Origin of the sequence: Spiroplasma endosymbiont of Crioceris asparagi (assembly GCF_964020035.1) — a bacterium.
Classification (GTDB): domain Bacteria; phylum Bacillota_I; class Bacilli_A; order Mycoplasmatales; family Mycoplasmataceae; genus TIUS-1.
The window spans coordinates 619,433-637,846 of the sequence record NZ_OZ026475.1; the positions used below are offsets into that span (position 1 = coordinate 619,433).

29 protein-coding genes and 1 pseudogene are annotated in these 18,414 nt (G+C 29.8%); all 30 read right to left on the minus strand.

Features of this window, described 5'->3' with window-relative positions; translation table 4 throughout:
- Positions 1-16: 16 nt before the first annotated feature.
- Complete coding sequence (gene truA / locus AACL01_RS02895) at positions 17-754, minus strand: tRNA pseudouridine(38-40) synthase TruA (RefSeq protein ID WP_339022628.1); 738 nt, start codon at positions 752-754, stop codon at positions 17-19.
- Between the two features lie 2 nt (positions 755-756).
- Positions 757-1,638, minus strand: coding sequence for an energy-coupling factor transporter transmembrane component T (locus AACL01_RS02900; protein WP_339022630.1), 882 nt, complete (start codon positions 1,636-1,638; stop codon positions 757-759).
- Between the two features lie 11 nt (positions 1,639-1,649).
- Positions 1,650-2,720, minus strand: coding sequence for an energy-coupling factor transporter ATPase (locus tag AACL01_RS02905; RefSeq protein WP_339022632.1), 1,071 nt, complete (start codon positions 2,718-2,720; stop codon positions 1,650-1,652).
- Positions 2,705-3,913 (minus strand): energy-coupling factor transporter ATPase, encoded by a 1,209-nt coding sequence (locus tag AACL01_RS02910; RefSeq protein WP_339022633.1) that lies wholly within the window; start codon positions 3,911-3,913, stop codon positions 2,705-2,707. The genes AACL01_RS02905 and AACL01_RS02910 overlap by 16 nt, the downstream gene beginning before the upstream one ends.
- An 81-nt stretch (positions 3,914-3,994) precedes the next feature.
- Positions 3,995-4,948 carry a hypothetical protein gene (locus tag AACL01_RS02915; protein ID WP_339022635.1) on the minus strand — a complete coding sequence of 318 codons (954 nt, stop codon included), beginning with the start codon at positions 4,946-4,948 and terminating at the stop codon, positions 3,995-3,997.
- A gap of 65 nt (positions 4,949-5,013) precedes the next feature.
- Positions 5,014-5,373: a 50S ribosomal protein L17 gene (rplQ, locus tag AACL01_RS02920; protein WP_339022637.1), complete on the minus strand. Its 360-nt coding sequence runs from the start codon at positions 5,371-5,373 to the stop codon at positions 5,014-5,016.
- A gap of 13 nt (positions 5,374-5,386) precedes the next feature.
- Entirely contained in the window at positions 5,387-6,340 is a 954-nt protein-coding gene (locus AACL01_RS02925; RefSeq protein WP_339022639.1) for a DNA-directed RNA polymerase subunit alpha, read from the minus strand.
- A 1-nt stretch (position 6,341) separates the two neighbouring features.
- A complete protein-coding gene (rpsK, locus tag AACL01_RS02930; RefSeq protein WP_339022641.1) occupies positions 6,342-6,731 on the minus strand; it encodes a 30S ribosomal protein S11 in 390 nt (129 codons plus the stop codon).
- A 12-nt stretch (positions 6,732-6,743) separates the two neighbouring features.
- Positions 6,744-7,109 (minus strand): 30S ribosomal protein S13, encoded by a 366-nt coding sequence (gene rpsM, locus AACL01_RS02935; protein WP_339022643.1) that lies wholly within the window; start codon positions 7,107-7,109, stop codon positions 6,744-6,746.
- Positions 7,110-7,121: 12 nt separating this feature from the next.
- On the minus strand, positions 7,122-7,235 hold the full coding sequence (gene rpmJ / locus AACL01_RS02940) for a 50S ribosomal protein L36 (RefSeq protein ID WP_339022645.1): 114 nt from the start codon (positions 7,233-7,235) through the stop codon (positions 7,122-7,124).
- Positions 7,236-7,261: 26 nt separating this feature from the next.
- Positions 7,262-7,480, minus strand: a complete 219-nt coding sequence (gene infA / locus AACL01_RS02945; protein WP_339022647.1) for a translation initiation factor IF-1 — start codon at positions 7,478-7,480, stop codon at positions 7,262-7,264.
- Entirely contained in the window at positions 7,480-8,247 is a 768-nt protein-coding gene (gene map / locus AACL01_RS02950) for a type I methionyl aminopeptidase (RefSeq protein WP_339022649.1), read from the minus strand. The genes infA and map overlap by 1 nt, the downstream gene beginning before the upstream one ends.
- The gene (locus AACL01_RS02955; protein ID WP_339022651.1) at positions 8,247-8,882 is read right to left on the minus strand and encodes a nucleoside monophosphate kinase; all 636 of its coding nucleotides are present in this window, start codon (positions 8,880-8,882) and stop codon (positions 8,247-8,249) included. The genes map and AACL01_RS02955 overlap by 1 nt, the downstream gene beginning before the upstream one ends.
- 10 nt (positions 8,883-8,892) lie before the next feature.
- On the minus strand, positions 8,893-10,305 hold the full coding sequence (gene secY, locus AACL01_RS02960; protein ID WP_339022652.1) for a preprotein translocase subunit SecY: 1,413 nt from the start codon (positions 10,303-10,305) through the stop codon (positions 8,893-8,895).
- Positions 10,306-10,743, minus strand: coding sequence for a 50S ribosomal protein L15 (rplO, locus tag AACL01_RS02965; RefSeq protein WP_339022653.1), 438 nt, complete (start codon positions 10,741-10,743; stop codon positions 10,306-10,308).
- 13 nt (positions 10,744-10,756) lie between these two features.
- The gene (rpsE, locus tag AACL01_RS02970) at positions 10,757-11,563 is read right to left on the minus strand and encodes a 30S ribosomal protein S5 (protein ID WP_422397966.1); all 807 of its coding nucleotides are present in this window, start codon (positions 11,561-11,563) and stop codon (positions 10,757-10,759) included.
- Positions 11,564-11,580: 17 nt separating this feature from the next.
- A complete protein-coding gene (gene rplR, locus AACL01_RS02975; protein WP_339022654.1) occupies positions 11,581-11,931 on the minus strand; it encodes a 50S ribosomal protein L18 in 351 nt (116 codons plus the stop codon).
- A gap of 22 nt (positions 11,932-11,953) precedes the next feature.
- Complete coding sequence (gene rplF, locus AACL01_RS02980; RefSeq protein ID WP_339022655.1) at positions 11,954-12,496, minus strand: 50S ribosomal protein L6; 543 nt, start codon at positions 12,494-12,496, stop codon at positions 11,954-11,956.
- Positions 12,497-12,511: 15 nt separating this feature from the next.
- Positions 12,512-12,901 carry a 30S ribosomal protein S8 gene (rpsH, locus tag AACL01_RS02985; RefSeq protein ID WP_339022656.1) on the minus strand — a complete coding sequence of 130 codons (390 nt, stop codon included), beginning with the start codon at positions 12,899-12,901 and terminating at the stop codon, positions 12,512-12,514.
- A gap of 14 nt (positions 12,902-12,915) precedes the next feature.
- Positions 12,916-13,101 (minus strand): type Z 30S ribosomal protein S14, encoded by a 186-nt coding sequence (locus tag AACL01_RS02990; RefSeq protein WP_339022657.1) that lies wholly within the window; start codon positions 13,099-13,101, stop codon positions 12,916-12,918.
- A gap of 8 nt (positions 13,102-13,109) precedes the next feature.
- Positions 13,110-13,649 carry a 50S ribosomal protein L5 gene (gene rplE / locus AACL01_RS02995; protein WP_339023218.1) on the minus strand — a complete coding sequence of 180 codons (540 nt, stop codon included), beginning with the start codon at positions 13,647-13,649 and terminating at the stop codon, positions 13,110-13,112.
- Positions 13,650-13,672: 23 nt separating this feature from the next.
- Positions 13,673-13,990, minus strand: a complete 318-nt coding sequence (gene rplX / locus AACL01_RS03000) for a 50S ribosomal protein L24 (protein WP_339022658.1) — start codon at positions 13,988-13,990, stop codon at positions 13,673-13,675.
- An 11-nt stretch (positions 13,991-14,001) separates the two neighbouring features.
- Positions 14,002-14,370: a 50S ribosomal protein L14 gene (gene rplN, locus AACL01_RS03005; RefSeq protein WP_339022659.1), complete on the minus strand. Its 369-nt coding sequence runs from the start codon at positions 14,368-14,370 to the stop codon at positions 14,002-14,004.
- A gap of 11 nt (positions 14,371-14,381) precedes the next feature.
- Positions 14,382-14,645: a 30S ribosomal protein S17 gene (gene rpsQ / locus AACL01_RS03010; protein WP_422397975.1), complete on the minus strand. Its 264-nt coding sequence runs from the start codon at positions 14,643-14,645 to the stop codon at positions 14,382-14,384.
- A gap of 636 nt (positions 14,646-15,281) precedes the next feature.
- Positions 15,282-15,707 (minus strand): annotated as a pseudogene (rpmC, locus tag AACL01_RS03345) (50S ribosomal protein L29); the annotation flags it as partial.
- Complete coding sequence (gene rplP / locus AACL01_RS03020; protein WP_339022665.1) at positions 15,700-16,119, minus strand: 50S ribosomal protein L16; 420 nt, start codon at positions 16,117-16,119, stop codon at positions 15,700-15,702. The gene rplP and the pseudogene rpmC, both read right to left, overlap by 8 nt.
- A gap of 1 nt (position 16,120) precedes the next feature.
- Positions 16,121-16,882, minus strand: coding sequence for a 30S ribosomal protein S3 (rpsC, locus tag AACL01_RS03025; protein ID WP_339022667.1), 762 nt, complete (start codon positions 16,880-16,882; stop codon positions 16,121-16,123).
- 2 nt (positions 16,883-16,884) lie between these two features.
- The gene (gene rplV / locus AACL01_RS03030) at positions 16,885-17,238 is read right to left on the minus strand and encodes a 50S ribosomal protein L22 (protein ID WP_339022669.1); all 354 of its coding nucleotides are present in this window, start codon (positions 17,236-17,238) and stop codon (positions 16,885-16,887) included.
- Positions 17,239-17,260: 22 nt separating this feature from the next.
- Complete coding sequence (rpsS, locus tag AACL01_RS03035; protein WP_339022670.1) at positions 17,261-17,530, minus strand: 30S ribosomal protein S19; 270 nt, start codon at positions 17,528-17,530, stop codon at positions 17,261-17,263.
- 8 nt (positions 17,531-17,538) lie between these two features.
- On the minus strand, positions 17,539-18,381 hold the full coding sequence (gene rplB, locus AACL01_RS03040; RefSeq protein WP_339022671.1) for a 50S ribosomal protein L2: 843 nt from the start codon (positions 18,379-18,381) through the stop codon (positions 17,539-17,541).
- Between the last annotated feature and the right edge of the window lie 33 nt (positions 18,382-18,414).

Sequence of the window (18,414 nt, forward strand, 5' to 3'; positions counted from 1 at the left end):
TTTTTTTTCCTAATATTTAATAAAATATTTTTTTTAATATTAATCCTTTTCCTGGGGCAATGTATTTTAATTTAGGTTCTTCTAATAATAACACTGCTTTAATTTGTTCAATTGTAATTAACTCTTGGGCATAAGCAATCGCTGCACCAACTATCATTCTTATTTGATATCTTATAAAACCCTTGGCAAAAAATTCACAAATAAATTCATTTTCAGTTTCTTTAAAACTAATTTGATTGATTGTTCTAATTGTTTTTATTTTGCCAAGATTGCTTCTACTTATTTTAGCAAAATTTAAAAAATTATGTTCACCTTCAAAAATTTTAAGTGCTTCTCAAAATTTTTGAAAATTAAAATTATTAATATACACACCATAACGGTTTTGAAAAATACCTGGTTCTTTTTTATAAAAAATATAATTATAAATTTTTTCTTTACAATGTCTTACTTTGAAATCTGGGGAAATTTCTTTAATGTCTTTAATTTTAATAGAAATTGGTAAAGCTTTATTAACAGAATTTTTTAAAGATATTAATTGTGGCTTAAATGGCAATTCTAAATATACTTTTTGATCTTCTGCATGAACTTCACTATCTGTTTTGGAAGCGCCTAGTGTTTTAAAATCTTTTGTTTTTAAAACAACAAAAATTGCTGCTTCCAATTCTCCTTGAATTGTTTTTTGTTTATTTTGTTTTGCTCATCCACAAAAATCATATCCATCATATTCAATTGTTAACAGTAAAAAACTCTTCATAACTATAATGGTTTTTTGTAACTTAATTTACCCAATAATGTATCAACTCTAGGAATTTGAAGTTCTTGTCATTGAGTATTATAAGCATAAACAAATAACAAGACCACAACAGTCATTCCAATTAAAAATAATATTAGATCACGAATACTAAATTTAAATTGACGATATCTTGTTCTTTTAGCTCCTGGGTCGTACCCTCTTGAATCCATTGCATAAGCTAAATCTTCAGCTTTTTGAAATGAAGAAACTAACAATGGAATAATTAAAGAAACTAATGTTTTTACTTTATCTCTCAATTTACCATTTTTAAAGTCAACACCTCTTGAGGCTTGGGCCTTCATGATTCTTCCAGCTTCATCAATTAGGGTTGGAATCATTCTTAATGCAATTGAAATAATCATAGAAAAAATAAAAACTGGAAATTTAATTCATTGCAAAGGTTTTAATAAATCTTCAATTGCTAGTGTTAGAACTAGGGGTTGAGTTGTTCCTGTAAGAATTGTAGTTAATAAAATCATAAAGAATATTCTCAAAGTCATATAAACTGCTTGATATATTTTTTGTTCAGAAATATGTAATATTCAAACATTGAATGTTTTACCAACCTCACCGCCATCAGGATTAGATTTAGTGATTGTACTAATAATTAATAAAACAATAAATATGAATAAAATTGGAAAAACTAGTTTAGATAGCATTTTTCATTTTAAACCACTAATAACATATAAACAAATTATAAATAATCCCAAACATGATAAACCCAAAGCACCAATTGGAATAAAAAGTGACACAATTAAAGATATTATTAAAAATAATTTTAATCTTGGATCTAGTTTGTGAATTAGTGAATTACCAGGGATATATCTCCCAAAAACCATTCTCATAATTTTTCTCCTTATTTTTTTAAAACTTTTTTAACTTCTTCAACAAGTTCTTTTACTGTTTTAAATTCCTTATCAAGAATATTGATACCTTTTTTTGCTAATTTATAAGCCAATTGATATAACTTTGGTGGTTCAATTGAAAGACGTTCTAATAACTCTTCATTTTTGAATATTTCATTTGGTTTTCCAATTAAAGCAACTTTACCTTTTTCCATTACTACAACTTCATCAGCAATTTGTAAAACATGATCCATGTTGTGAGTAACAATAATAATTCTTTTCCCATTTTCAACATTTAATCTTTTAAACAAACTCATAAAGTCTTCTTCACCTTTTGGATCTAATCCTCCAGTAGGTTCATCAAGAACAAGTGTTCCACCATCCATTGCAATAATACCAGCAATTGCAACACGACGTTTTTGACCACCAGATAATCCAAATGGACTTCTTTTTAAATATTCTTTAGGTAATCCAACAATTTCTAATAGTTCTGGAACTTTTTGAATTGATAATTGTTTGTTGTCCCCTAAATTAATTGGTCCAAAAGAAATATCTTTTTCAATTGTTTCTTCAAATAATTGGTATTCGGGAAATTGGAAAACTAATCCTACTTCTTTTCTTAACTTTTTAATTTCACTAATTTTTTTAGTTCCCGCAGGAATTTGATAATCACCAACTTTTGTTCTTCCAGTATCAGTAATAATTAAACCATTAGTTAATTGAATCAAAGTTGATTTACCACTACCAGTAGTTCCAATAACAGCAGTAATAATTCCTTTTTTAAAAGTTACACTAGTTTCATCCAATGCTTTAAATTCAAATGGTGAATTAGGATTATAAGTATAAGATACATTTTCTAAAGATATATCACCATCATAATGAAATAATGGTTGTTTGGCATCGTTTAGTTTTGTTTTATAAAGTGATTTATTTAACTTTGTTTTTTCAACGCTAGCATATCAAGCCTTAACTTCTTTAACTCTTTTTTTAGCAGGAATTTTATCGGCTTTCCTAAAATCTTCAAGTTCTTTTAAATAAGCCTTTTTAATATTTACTTCTTCTTTTGTTAATTTATTTGACATAATTCTTCTACCACTTCATCTATATCAGTTGTGTGACTAATATTAACTCCTTGTTTATTAAACTCATCAATAACCTTTGTTACGAAAGGAACATCAAGACTAATTGATTTAATAAATTCTTTATCTCTTAAAACTTCACTTGGTGTACCAAAACGCACCAATTCTCCACCATTCATAACAATAACTTTGTCAGCATTTAAAATTTCATCCATATCATGAGTAATTGAAATAATTGTTTTTTCATTTGATCTTCTTAGATCTTTCATTATTTCTTTAACTTCTTTTTTTCCTTTAGGATCAAGCATACTTGATGCTTCGTCAAAAATAATAATATCTGGTGACAACGCCAAGGTTGAAGCAATAGCAACTCTTTGTTTTTGACCACCACTCAACATTAATGGTTCATGATCTAGAAACTCTTCCATACCAACTCTTTGAGCAGACTTATAAATTATATCTGGCATTAATTGTGGATCAACTCTTCTATTTTCCAAACCAAAAGCAATATCATCTTTAACTGTTGAACCAATGAATTGATTATCCGGATTTTGAAATACAATTCCTAAAAATTTTCTAATGAATGGTAAACTTCCAGAAGTAACAATATTTCCAAAAACATAAATTTCTCCATCATTTGGTCTAATAACACCAATAATTAATTTTGATAGTGTTGATTTACCGCTCCCATTATGACCAATCACAGCAACATATTCCCCATGATTAATTTCAAAGTTAACATCTTTTAAAACTAAAGGTAAATCACTTCTATAACTAAAAGATAAATTAGAACATTTTAAAGCAATGTTGTTTATTTTAGATAAAACTGCTGTTTTACCTTTATCTTTAATTGCTAATTTAGCACCATCTAATAAATTTTTAGCAAATACTAAATTTGCATATAATTTATCATAATTTACATCTGTCTTATTAATTTTGCTAAATTCTTGTTTTTCTTGATTATAAAATTTTTCAAATTGAGAAATATCGCATGCTGCTTTGAAATCAACTTTAGCTTCTTTATATTTTTCCTCTGCTAATTTAACTTCATCTTTTGTAGCTTCCCTTTTGGAAAATTTCGCTTTTGTTTTAGTTCATCTTCTTGCTCTACTATATAGTTTGTTATTTCTTTCATTTAACAAAATTTTAAAATTATTTAAATCAGTTTCATTTAAAATTATTTTTTCTTCAGCCATAGATAACTCCAATCTAAATTGTAATTATTATAATCTAAATAAAAATAAAAATAAATAATAATAGTAATAAAAAAAATACTGTTAGTTAACAGTATTTTTAATTTTGTTTGCTTTTTTAATTAATGTTCAGTAATACAGTGTTCCAAAACCTATAATTATTGCTAGGAAAAGGAATGTTGTTATTATTGCTCATGCTGCTCCACTTATATGAATTCCTGCTAGTGGATAAGACATTCAATTTGTTTGTTCAGTATGACCATCTGGAGCTTTAATTACTCAAGTATAATCTGGATTGTGACCATTTTCATGAATAAAGAAAAAGAAGTAAGGATATTGTTGATCATATTTAAAGCCACCTAAATATTTAAGTTCTCCAATACATATTGTCACTATAGAAAATAAAACTGGATATAAACAAATAAATGGTATATATTGTTTCATTACTTTTTTTAGATCTACTAGATATTCTTTATCAGCTTTAAATCAAAAGCATAGATAAAATATCATTGATAATGGCATTAATAAGTGAAAAAACTCTGTTATTAAAACAACTACTGTTCCCGATAATTCACTACCATATGTTTGGTTGTTTGCTTCCCTTACATAAGTTCAACCTTCTTTACCCAAATCTGCTAATTCTTTTTTTGCTAAAGCATTTGAAATTAATTCTGTTGGTAAAAATCATAAATGTGGAATAAGCATTGTACAAGTTATAAATGTAGTTATTGCTCAAGATCAATTAATTCCGTTTAATCCACTACGGCCTTCTTTATCATGGTGAATTGCCCCGTAAATAAATCAAACAATTACTAACATGTTTGTTTGTCATGTAAAGTATGATGTGGTTTGTAAACAATAAAATATAAAACTGCCTTTATATTTATCATTAATCCCATTATTACTCATTCCATAAAAAAATCCTCATGTTACCATTGTTAAACCAATTAAACCAAAAAATAATTTATATCAAAATCGAAATTCTTTTGTTCATTGTTTTTTAAATGTTAATTTAAAATTTCATTTTGTTTTGTTCATATATCTCCTTTTATTTAAATAAATTATAAACCAAAAAAACGAGTTGCCTCGTTTTTTGTGTGTTATTAAACTAATTCAATAATACAAATTGGTGCGTTGTCACCTTTTCTATTATCAAGTTTTAATATTCTGGTATATCCACCATTTCTATCTTTATATTTTTTTGCAATTTTATCAAATAGTTTTTGTAGAGCAGTTTCTTTTTCAGAAGCATCAATATCTCTTAATCAAGCTGCTGCTTGTCTTCTTGAGTGTAAATCACCTTTTTTAGCAAGTGTAACCATTTTATCAAAATGTCTTCTTAATTCTTTAGCCCTTGTTTCAGTTAATTCAATTCTTTCTTTAACAATTAATTCAGTTGTTAAGTTACGCATTAAAGCGACTCTTCAGGCTGTATTTTGGCCTTGTTTTTGCATGTATGACATATCTTACCCCCTACTAAATTGTTTTAAAAGTTAACCCTAATTGAGCTACTTTATCTTTAATTTCTTTTAATGATTTTTTACCAAGATTTCTAATTTCTTGAATATCGTATTCTGTTTTTTCAACTAAGTCTCTTAATGTATTTACATTAGCACGTTTCAAGCAATTTAATGATCTTTGTGTGAAGTCTAAGTCTTCAATTAATCTATCTAACTCTTTTTCATCTTCATCCTTTTCAACACCTAATGTTTCAAGATTTTTAACATTTTCTGTTAATTCCATAAATACTGTTAAGTGATCGATAATGATTTTTGAAGCAATTGAAATTGCTTCAGAAGGTGAAATAGAACCATCAGTTGTTATTTTTAAAATTAATGATTCAAAATCCATTGCTTTTCCAATGTTTGTTGATTCAATATCATATGAAACATTAACAATTGGTGAATAATTAGAATCAATTGTAATTGAACCTATTTCTAATTTTTCTTTTTTATTTTCTTTAAAAGAAGAATAACCTCTTGAGTTTTTAGCTTGTAAAATCATTTCTAAAACACCACCATCTGCAATATTACAGATAACTTGGTCTTTATTTAAAATTTCTACACCAGCAGGACATTCAATATCTCCTGCTTTAACTACACCTTCTTTTGAAGAATTTAAAGTTAACTTAGCAACTTCTCCATCTTCAAACATGTTTGCATCAATTTTTAAAACAATTTTTTTAACATTAAGTACAATTCTACTTGTGTTTTCAACAATTCCATTAATTCCTGAAAATTCGTGATTTGCTCCAGTTATTTTAATTGCATAAATTGCTGCTCCTGGAGTTGAACTAATTAAAGTTCTTCTTAATGCATTACCTAGTGTAATTCCGAATCCTCTTTCAAGAGGTTCTATTTTAAATTCTCCGTAATTTTTTTGAATAACATTTTCAGTCATTTTTAATTCTGGTCTAGTAAATTGTTTCATATTAACCTCTTGGTCTCTTTCTTGGTCTTACACCATTGTGTGGATTTGGAGTAGTATCACTAATTGAATAAATTTCTAGTCCAACACCTTGTAAGCTTCTAATAGCAGCATCTCTACCAGGTCCTAGACCCTTAATTTCAACTGCAATTTTTTTCATTCCGCTGTCGATGGCACCTTTACCAGCAGCTTCTGAAATTAATTGAGCAGCATAAGGAGTTGATTTTTTGCTTCCTTTAAATCCAAGTGTTCCAGCACTTGATCATGAAATTACATTACCTTGCTCATCTGATATTGTAACAATAGTATTGTTAAATGTTGCGTGAATATGAGCTATACCTTTTGGTATATTTTTTTTAATTTTTTTCTTAACGTTTCTTTTTGGTTTAGCCATTATTTAACCTACCTATTTTTTCTTATTGGCCACAGTTTTACGTGGTCCTTTACGTGTACGAGCATTTTGTTTTGAAGATTGTCCACGCACTGGCAATCCTTTTCTGTGTCTCATTCCACGATAACTTCCAATTTCCATTAGACGTTTAATGTTTAAGGCAACTTCTCTTCTTAAGTCACCTTCTGTTTTTTCTTTTGATATTCTTTGAGTAATTGTTTTAATTTGATCGTTGTTCAAATCTTTTACTCTAACATTTTCATCAATATTTGAATCAGCCAAGATTTTTTGTGATGTTGATAAACCGATTCCGTAAATGTATGTTAGAGCTATAACAACTCTCTTGTCGTTTGGTATTTCTACTCCGCTAATACGAGCCATATATATCTCCTTCTATCCTTGACGTTGTTTATGTTTTGGTTGTTCACAAATAATCATTACACGGCTTTTTCTTTTGATAACGCGACATTTGTCACATATTTTTTTAACAGATGATCTTACTTTCATCGTTTCCTCCAATGTAATTTAATTTATTACTTAAATCTATATGTTATTCTTCCACGTGTGGGGTTATATGGTGAAATTGCGACAGTTACTTTGTCTCCCGGTAAGATGCGAATGTAATTCATACGGATTTTACCAGACACGTGGGCATCAATAATCATGTCGTTTTCTAATTTCACTTTAAATGTTGCATTTGGAAGTACTTCAGTGATAACACCGTTAACTTCTAAATAATCTTCTTTTGCCATTAATCCTCCATTGGTTTAATTGTGGTCAAAATTTCATAACCCTTTTTTGTTACTAAAATTGTGTGTTCGAAATGCGCAGCCATTGAAGAATCTTTTGAAACAACTGTTCATTTGTCATCTAAGATTTTTATTTTAGCTGTTCCTATTTGAACCATTGGTTCAATACAAATTGTCATTCCTTCTTTCAAACGCATTCCTGTATTATCACTTCCAGTATTTGGAACTAATGGATCTTCATGCATTTGTTTTCCAATTCCATGTCCAGAAAATTCAACAGGTAAATAAAAACCTTCTCCTTGGACATATTTTTGAATTGTAGAAGAAAGTGTACCAATTCTCACACCATCACTTATTTTTTCTATTGCTAGATAAAGTGATTTTTCAGTAACTTCTACTAGTTTTGTGTGCTCAGGGTCTTTTGAGTCTCCACAGATTTTTGTAAATGCTGCATCTGCATTATAACCTTTGTATATGCAACCAGCATCTATTGATACTATATCACCAGATCTTAATAAATAATTTCTAGGAATAGCATGAATCAATTGTTCGTTAACAGAAATACATGTGTATGCTGGATAACCATAATAATTTTTAAAATTTGATTGACAATTATTTTTTTCAATAAAAGTTTTAAAAAAACTATCTAGTTCTAAACAATTAATTCCAGGTTTTATCATTTCTTTTAAATGATATAAAGCCTCGCCCAAGACTTTACCCGCTACTTTCATTAATTCAATTTCATCTTCGTTTTTGATGGTAATGTTCATTACTTGTTTATTTCCTTAATGATGTTGTTATAGTGGTCCTCTGGACCGCCTTTATCTGCTTGAATTTCTACAATTTTATCTTTGTAGTATTCAATTAAAGGTTTAGTTAAAGTGTTATATTCATTTAGTCTAACTTGAATTTTATCTTCTTGATCATCTGGTCTTTTAATTAACTCGCTACCATCATTATCACAGATACCCTCTTTTTTAGGTTTTAATGAAACCACATGATAACTTTTTTTACATTTCGGGCAAATTAATCTTCCAGTTAATCTTTCAATAATAACTTTAGAGTCACATTTTAAATAAATAACTTTATCAACTTGTTTTGCTAAATCTTTTAAAATTGTATCTAGTGCTTCAGCTTGCGCAATTGTTCTTGGGAACCCATCAAAAATTAATTTATCATTGTGTTCTTGCAAAAAGCCTTTTACAACTTTAATTGTTATTTCATCAGGTACATATTTACCAGCATTCATATATGAAGCTGCTTCTACTCCTAATGGTGTTTGTTTGGCAATTTGCTCTCTATATAAATCACCAGTTGATAATTGTATAAAATTATTTTTTTTAATCAATAATTCTGAGACAGTTCCTTTTCCAGAACCTGGAGCTCCTAAAAATATAACATTCATATTTCTTTTCCTATCATATGTGTGTAGAAGAATTATCAGAATCAAATTTATCAAACTTTTTATCAATAAATGATTGTTGAATTAATCTACCTTTTAATTGTTGTGTTGTTTGCAACGCAACAGAGATTACAATTATTAATCCAGTACCACCAATTGCAAGGTTACTTGGTAAATCTGTAAGTTTTGCAATTATATAAGGTAGTGCTGCTAGAAATGCTAAGAACAATGATCCCATACAACTTAATCTATTAATCGTTGCACTTAAGAATTTTCTAGTGTCTTCACCTGTTTTTATACCAGGAATGAATGTTCCTGATTTTTTAAAATTATCAGCAATCTTTTCTGGATTTATTTGCACTTGTGAATACAAGAATGTAAACATAATAATCAAAATAGCATATATTGATATTCCTGCTCATTGTTGAAATGACAAGATGTTATTACAGAATCATACAAACCCACTTGTAGGATTTGAGATTTGTACTATTTGTGAAATGGTGATTGGTGTTGAAATTAGTGCTGAGGCAAAGATAACTGGAATAACCCCTGCATTATTTGCCTTAAGTGGCAAGTATGGTATATGTTCTTTAACAGAAGCGAGACCACTACCAGTTTGTTGAATAGGAATTTTTCTTTCACCTTCATTAACTAATGTAATAATCAAAATAACAAATAAGAATGCTGCAATATATATTAAGAAGTTAATTAAACCTGAAAATAATATTGTGTTTTCTTTTGAATTACTTGCTCAGAAATCATAAGTTTTTATGAAGTTTGAAGGAAGTTTTGCAACTATCCCCGCAAAGATTATTATTGAAACTCCATTTCCAATTCCTTTAATAGTTATTTGATCAGCCATTCATAACATAATGAATGTCCCAGCCAACATAACTAATGGAACTAATAAGAAATAGAATATTGGACCAGGAACTGTTCCATCAAGTTCTCATTTTGGAGTAATCATTCCATATTGTTTTAGTGTAAATATTGTTGCTGTTCCTTGCATTACACAAAATGGAATTGTTAATGCTTTTGTTAGTTTATCTAACTTTCTACGACCACGTTCTCCAGATTTTGTTCATTGTGATAAAATCGGAATCACATCTGTTGATAATAACTGAGTAATAATAGAAGCAGTGATATAGGGGGAAACACCTAATGAGAAAATTGAAAATTTTCCCATATTCCCCCCTCCTAATGTAGAAAGAAGGTTGAAAAACTCTTGTTTGTCAGCTTCGCTGTTGCTATTGTCATTCATTTGAATACCAGGAACAACAATTAACATTCCTATTCTAATTATCACAAGAACAATTATTGTAAAAAGAATTCTTTTTAAAAGATCTTTATTTTTTACAAAAAAACCTTTTTTCTCAAAACTGTTCTTGTTTAATTTTTCTTTGTTGGGAACTAATTTTTTAGCCACCTAAATCACCTCTACGCTACCCCCGGCAGCTTCAATTGCTTTTTTAGCAGTTTCTGATATTTTATTTACTTTTAAATTAAGTTTTTTAGTGATTTCGCCTCTACCTAAAACTTTAATTAAAACATTTTTATTTTTAATTACTTTTTGTTCAAATAAGGTGTCATGATTAATTTCAGAAATTTTTAATTTATCTAAAACTTCTAAGTTAAAAATTTTGTATTCTTTTTTGTTAATATTTGTAAAACCAATTTTTGGTAATCTTCTAAACAAAGGAGTTTGTCCCCCTTCAAAACCAGGTCTTGTTCCACCACCAGATCTAGAATTTTGACCTTTGTGACCTCTAGTAGATGTTTTACCTTTTCCTGAAGCCATCCCTCTACCAATTCTTGTAGGAGTTTGTTTTGAACCTTTTGTATATTTTAATTCATGTAATTTCATACTTATTTACCTCCTACTTTTTTGCAGCTGGTTTTGCAGCAGATTCTTTAGTTGCTGGTTTTGCAGCTTCTTTTTTAACTTCTGGTTTTGCGGCTGGTTTTGCAGCTTCTTTTTTAACTTCTGGTTTTGCGGCTGGTTTTGCAGCTTCTTTTTTAACTTCTGGTTTTGCGGCTGGTTTTGCAGTATAATCTTTAGTTGCTGGTTTTGCAGCTTCTTTTTTAGTATCTAATTTAATACCTTTTCTTAAGTACATAACTTCTTTAGCTGATGAAAGATTTTCTAATCCGTTCAATGTTGCTCTAATCATGTTTATTGGTGTATTTGATCCTAATGATTTAACATAAACATCACCAATTCCTGCACATTCAATAACTGCACGTGAAGGACCCCCGGCAATAACTCCAGTACCTGGTTTTGCTGGTTTGATTAATACTCTACCCGCTCCAAATTTTCCAATTATTTCATGAGGAACTGTTGTTCCAACTGTTGGGACTTTGATTAAAAATCTTCTAGCTTGTTTAGATGCTTTTTTAATTGCATCTGGAACTTCATTAGCTTTTCCTGTTCCTAAACCAACACTACCTTTTTTATCACCAACAACGACAACTGAACCAAACCTGAATCTTCTTCCACCTTTAGTAACTTTAGTAACACGGTTAACTGCAACTAATTTTTCTGTATAAGGATCTTCTTCTTTTATTCTTTTAAAACCATCTTTATTGTTTCTTGAAGGTTTTTTGTTAAACCCGCCTTTACCATTATTATTTTTAGTAAAGTCTCTTTTTGGTTCTGCTGTTTTTACTTTATTTTCTTCTGACATCGAATAATCTCCTTTAATTAGAATTGAATTCCTTCTTCTTTAACAGCCTCAGCAAATGCTTTAACTTTACCATGGAATAAGTATCCTCCACGGTCGAATACAACAGTTGATATTTTTTTTGCTTTTGCTTTTTTGGCTATATCTTTTCCAACAGCAATTGCAGCTTCAATATTACATTTATTTTTTAAATCCATTTTTAGTGATGAAGATGATACAAGGGTTACCCCTTTAAAATCATCAATAATTTGAGCATAGAAGTATTGATTTGATTTAAAAACATTTAGTCTCGGTCTTGCTTTTGTACCTTGGATTTTGTTTCTAATTCTAAAATGTCTTCTTTTTCTTGCTTCTTCTTTAGTGTATTTCATTTTTTAAAAACCTCTTAGCAGTCTATTTACCGGCTGCTTTTCCTTCTTTTCTAATAATTTTTTCATCACTGTATTTAATACCCTTACCTTTATATGGTTCTGGTCTTTTAAATGCTCTAATTTCTGCACAAACTTGTCCCACTAATTGTTTGTCAATTCCTGAAACTTTAATAATTGTTGGTTTTGGAATTTCAACAGTAATTCCTTTAGGAACTGTGAAATCAACGGGGTGTGAATAACCTAATGAAAGATTAATTTTGTTACCTGCCAATGCTGCTTTATAACCAACACCGACAATTAATAATTCTTTTGAGAAACCTTTACTTACTCCTTCTAGCATTCCGCTAATAATTGAGTTAGTTGTTCCATGTAATTGTTTGGTATGTTTTACTTCGTTACTTCTTGTTGTTGAGATTGAACCATTTTCTAAGCTTATTTTGATCAATGGTGAGAATCTTTGTGATAGTTCTCCCTTTGGTCCTTTTACAACCACTAAGTTATTTTCATCAACTCTAAATTCTACTCCTGTTGGAACAGTTAATATTCTATTTCCGATACGTGACATTAAATATTCCTCCTATTATCAAACAAATGCAAGAACTTCGCCACCAACATTTTTTTGGCGTGCTTCTTTATCTGTAATGATTCCTTTTGAAGTTGAGATGATTGCTACTCCAAGTCCATTTAAAACTTGGGGAATTTCTGTTTTTGATGAATAAACTCTTAGTCCTGGTTTTGAGATTCTTTTTAATCCGCTAATTACTCTTGTTTTTCCAACATATTTTAAAGTTATTGTTATATCTTTTTTGAAGTCTTTTGTGATTTTGTAGTCTTCAATGAAACCTTCTTTTTTAAGGATTTTAGCTATTTCAAGTTTTTCTTTAGATCCAGGAATCATTACGCTTTCATGAAAACGTTGATTCGCATTTCTAATTCTTGTAAGCATATCTGCGATTACGTCTGTTGTCATAGTTTTTTATCTCCTTATCATGATGCTTTCTTAATACCAGGAATTTGACCATTGTAAGCCAATTCTCTGAAACATAAACGACAAAGGTTGAATTTTTTCAACACTGAGTGCGGTCTACCACATTTTCCACATCTTGTATATTTTCTAACTTTAAATTTAGCAACTTTAGCTTGTTTTACTTTTAATGATTTTTTTGCCATCTTATCTCCTACTTAGTGAATGGCATTCCCATTTTTTTTAATAATGAAAATGAATCCTCTTTGCTTTTTGCTGTTGTAACGAATGTTATATCCATACCACGGATTTTTTTAACTTTATCATAATCAATTTCTACAAATATAATTTGTTCTTTGATTCCCATTGTGTAGTTACCTTGTTTATCAAATCCAGTTTTAGAAACTCCTTTAAAGTCTCTAACCCTTGGTAGGGCTGAATTAGTTAACTTAGACATAAAGTCATACATTTTTTTTCCTCTTAATGTAACTTTACATCCAATTGGCATACCTTCACGTAGTTTGAAAACTGCGATTGATTTTTTTGCTTTTGTAATTAATGGTTTTTGACCAGTAATAAGTGCTAGTTCAGCAACTGCATCATCAAGTTTTTTTGAATCTTGAACTGCATCACCGACACCCATATTAATAACTATTTTTTCTAATTTTGGAACTTCCATAATTGAAGAATATTTAAATTCTTTCATAAGTTCAGGAACTACATTTTCTTTGTAGTGTTTTTCTAACATACTCATTTCTTTATTCATAATTCCTCCAACTATTTAATAACTGTTCCAGATTTTTTAGCTATTCTTACTTTGTTTTTATTTACTTCTTTGTAACCTATTTTACTGAACTTATTTTTATTTTTTGGATCAACGATTGCCACATTAGAAATTGCTACTGAAACTTCTATTTCAATAATTCCACCCTCTTCACCATTTTGAGAAGGTTTTTTATGTTTTAATCCTTTGATTCCTTTAATATAAACTCTGCTTTTATCATTGTTAAATCTTGAAATTGGTCCTTGTTTACCTTTGTGAGAACCAGCAATAACAATAACGGCATCACCTTGTTTTAATTTTGTTTTATTCATTGTGACCTCCATTAAATTACTTCCGGTGCTAAAGATGCAATTTTAACAAAACCTGCATCTTTAACTTCTTTCGCGATAGGCCCGAAGATACGTGATCCTCTTGGTGTTTTATCATCTTTAACAATAACAGCTGCATTTTCTGAGAATTTGATATAACTACCATCTTCTCTTCTAATCCCTCTTACAGTTCTTACAATTACAGCCTTAATAACTTGACCCTTTTTAACCATTCCACCAGGTGAGGCGTGTTTAACTGTTGCCACAACAACATCTCCAATGTTAGTAAATTTTCTAACACTTCCACCCAAATTACGGATAACTAATATTTCTTTTGCACCAGTATTATCGGCAACTTTTAATCTTGATTCTGTTTGTATCATAATCGCGCTCCTTAAATAATTGCTTTCTCTAATACTTTAACTATTCTAAAATTTTTTGTTTTACTTAAAGGTCTAGTTTCCATGATTTCAACTCTATCACCTAATTTAGCAATACTTTGTTCATCATGTGCTTTATATTTTTTAGAATATTTATATCTCTTTTTGTATCTTGGGTGGTTTTTGTATGTTTCAACTAAAACAGTAATTGTTTTATCCATTTTATCTGAAACAACTTTTCCAACTAATGTTTTTCTTATATTATTTCTTTCCATTAATTCTTAACCTCTTTATTTTTTGCCTTGTTTTTTATTGTATTCTTGAAGCTCTTTATCTAGAGTTTTTTTATTTTGACCGAATACATATGTTTTGGCTTGTTTTGGTTTTTTTGGTAAATCTAATTCAATTCTTTGAAAATCATCACCTAATGCTTCTTTGGTTGTAATTTTTTTGTTACTAGGTTTTTTGGGTTCAGCTTTTTTAGCAGCAGGTTTTGCTACTTTAGCAGTTTCTTTTTTAACTGCTGGTTTTGCAGTTGTTTTTGCTGCTGGTTTTTTAGCAGTTTCTTTTTTGGGTTCAGCTTTTTTAGCAGCAGGTTTTGCTACTTTAGCAGTTTCTTTTTTAACTGCTGGTTTTGCAGTTGTTTTTGCTGCTGGTTTTTTAGCAGTTTCTTTTTTGGGTTCAGCTTTTTTGGTTGCTGGTTTTGCAGTTGTTTTTGCTGCTGGTTTTGCAGTTGTTTTTGCTGCTGGTTTTTTAGCAGTTTCTTTTTTTGGTTCAGCTTTTTTGGTTGCTGGTTTTGCTACTTTAGCAGTTTCTTTTTTAACTGCTGGTTTTGCAGTTGTTTTTGCTGCTGGTTTTTTAGCAGTTTCTTTTTTTGGTTCAGCTTTTTTGGTTGCTGTTTTAGGTTCTGATTTTTCTGCTTTAACTACTGGTTTAGGTTCAACACCTGCACCAGCTAACATTGCGGCAGTAAAGTCGTCTCCCTCAGAAGGAGAAATACCATTTTGTTGTGCAAGTTGTTGTTCTTGCATTTGTTTGATCATTTCTCTTTGTTTTTTACGAACTGCTTTTCCTTGTTTTTCAGCTTCAGTAACAATTTTTTTGTAATTAACTTTAGCAATTTTTTTAATTGATTCACCTTTAATTTTTTCAGTTAAAAGCATTTCAATTCTTGCAATATCTTTTTTAAATTCGTTAATTTTGTGAGTTTGTTCTAAACTTCCTACTGCTGCTTGAAATTTTAAAGCGAATAATTCAGCTCTTTTTTCTTCATTAAGTTTCATTAAATCATTTACAGATTTTGCTCTTAATTCAATTAATTTATCTGAAGTTTTAGACATTTTCTTCACCTCGTTTTACAATTTTGCATCTAACAGGTAATTTATGCATTGCAAGTCTTAAAGCTTCATAAGCAACTTCTTCTGAAACTTCTGCTACTTCTAACATAATTTGTCCTGTTTTTACTACTGCAACTCATTCTTCTGGTGACCCTTTTCCTGATCCCATACGAACTTCTAAGGGTTTCTTAGTTTTTGCCATATGTGGGAAAATTCTTATTCAAACTTTACCAAATCTTTTCATGTATCTTGTTAAAGAAACACGGGCAGCTTCAATTTGTCTTGAAGTAATTCAAGCACCATCTAATGACATTAATCCATATTCACCAAAGGCAACATATTTAGCACCTTTAGCTTTTCCTTCATAGCTCACTCTGTGAGGTCTACGATATTTAACTCTTTTAGGCATTAACATATTATTTGACCCCCTTTTTATCAGCTACTCTAGGTTTATTATTGTTATATCTTTGATTTGGTCTTTTGAATGTTGATTCTTTTTTATTATCAGTATCTCTGGTCATTTTTTTTAAGTAAGGTTTTTTCTCTAAGATTTCTCCATGATTAATTCAAACCTTAACACCGATTTGCCCATATGTAGTTTTTGCTTCATACAATGCATAATCGATATCTGCTCTTAAAGTTGATAACGGTACTGAACCTTCTAGATAACCTTCTGTTCTTGCCATATCAACTCCACCTAATCTTCCAGAAACACTAGTTTTAATTCCTTTTGCTCCAGCTTTAAGTGCTTTTCTAATAGCTAATTTTTGTACAGTTCTAAATGAAGCACGATTAGCAATTTGTTCTCCAATAAATTGTGCAACCAATAAGGCATTAACATCAGGGTTTCTAATTTCTACAACATTAATTTTTAATTTTGCATGTCTATCACGAATTGCTTTTTGAGTGTGAAGAATAATTTCTTTAATGTTTTTTCCATCTTGTCCTAAAAGAACGGCTGGTCTTGCAGTATGTAAGAACAAAATGATTTCTTTGTTAGTTCTTTCAATTTCAATTTTTGCAATTGAAGCATTTTTGTATTTTTTTAAGATTGCTTTTCTGATGGCAATGTCTTGGTGTAATCATTTAACATATTCATCTTTTTCTGCATATCAACGAGCTTGTCATCCACGGATAATACCAAGTCTTAATACATTTGGTGATACTTTTTGTCCCATACTTATTTAACCTTTCCTATTCTTTCTTCATCACTAACTGCAATAACAATGTGACTTGTTCTTTTTAATATTTGAAATGCTTTTCCATGATCTTTTGGTCTAATTCTTTTTAATGTTGGTCCTTCATTAACAAGTATTGTTTTAACAAATAATTTATCTGCTTCTGCTCCATTATTATTAACAGCGTTTGCAATTGCTGATTTTAATAACTTCAATACTGGTTCTGAAGATTTTTTATCTAAGTTGTTTAATATTATTATAGCTTCATCAATTTTTTTATTTCTAATAGTATTTGCTACTAGTCTCACTTTTCTTGGTGATATTCTTATCATAGTTAATTTAGCAGTTGCTTCCATATACGTAGTCCTCTTCTAATTCCTATTTCTTTTTCTTGTCATCACCGTGACCACCGAATTTACGAGTTGGAGCAAATTCTCCCAATTTGTGTCCAACCATATCTTCAGTTACATAAACATTGATGAATTCTTTACCATTGTAAACAGCGAATGTGCTTCCTACAAAACTTGGAAATATTGATGATCTTCTTGATCATGTTTTGATAGCTTCTTTTTTGTTGTCGCCTTTTGCATCAACTTTTTTTAATAAGTAATCATCTGCAAATGGGCCTTTTTTTAATGATCTTGACATCTTACCTCCTATTTACCTTTTCTTCTTACAATAAGTTTTGTAGAAGCTTTTTTCTTGTTACGCGTTTTAACTCCAAGAGCTTTTTTACCTCATGGTGTTAATGGAGCAGCACGTCCAATTGGAGCACGTCCTTCCCCTCCCCCATGTGGGTGATCATTAGGGTTCATAACAGACCCTCTAACAGTTGGTCTAATACCTTTTCAACGGTTTCTACCAGCCTTACCTCAATTAATTAAGTTGTATTCTTCATTACCAACTTCACCAATGGTTGCAAAGCATTCTGCAAGAATTTTTCTTACTTCTCCAGAAGATAGTCTAATAATTACATATTTTCCATCTTCTTCATCTTTACCTAATATTTGTGCAGATGTTCCGGCACTTCTTGCAATTTGTCCACCTTTTCCTGGTCTTAATTCAATATTGTGAATTAATGTACCTTCAGGAATATTTTTAAGCGGTGCAGCATTACCTACTTTAATATCAGCATTAACTGATGCGATAATTTCTTGTCCAACTTTCATTCCTTTAGCAAAAAGAATATATCTTTTTTCACCATCAACATAATTAATTAATGATATGAATGCGTTTCGGTTTGGATCATATTCAACAGATGCGATTTTTCCAACAATATCTAACTTGTTTCTTTTAAAATCAATTAATCTGTATTTTCTTTTATGTCCACCACCTTGGTGTCTTGTTGTAATATGACCGTGATTATTACGTCCACCTTTATTATTTAGCTTGCTTAACAATGAACCTTCTGGAGTATCTGTAGTTAAAATAGCTGAATAGTCTAATGAAGTCATATTACGTCGCCCATTTGTAACTGGCTTGTATTTTTTGATTGGCATAATTTCCTCCGTTTTTCGTCAACCTTTTTAGAC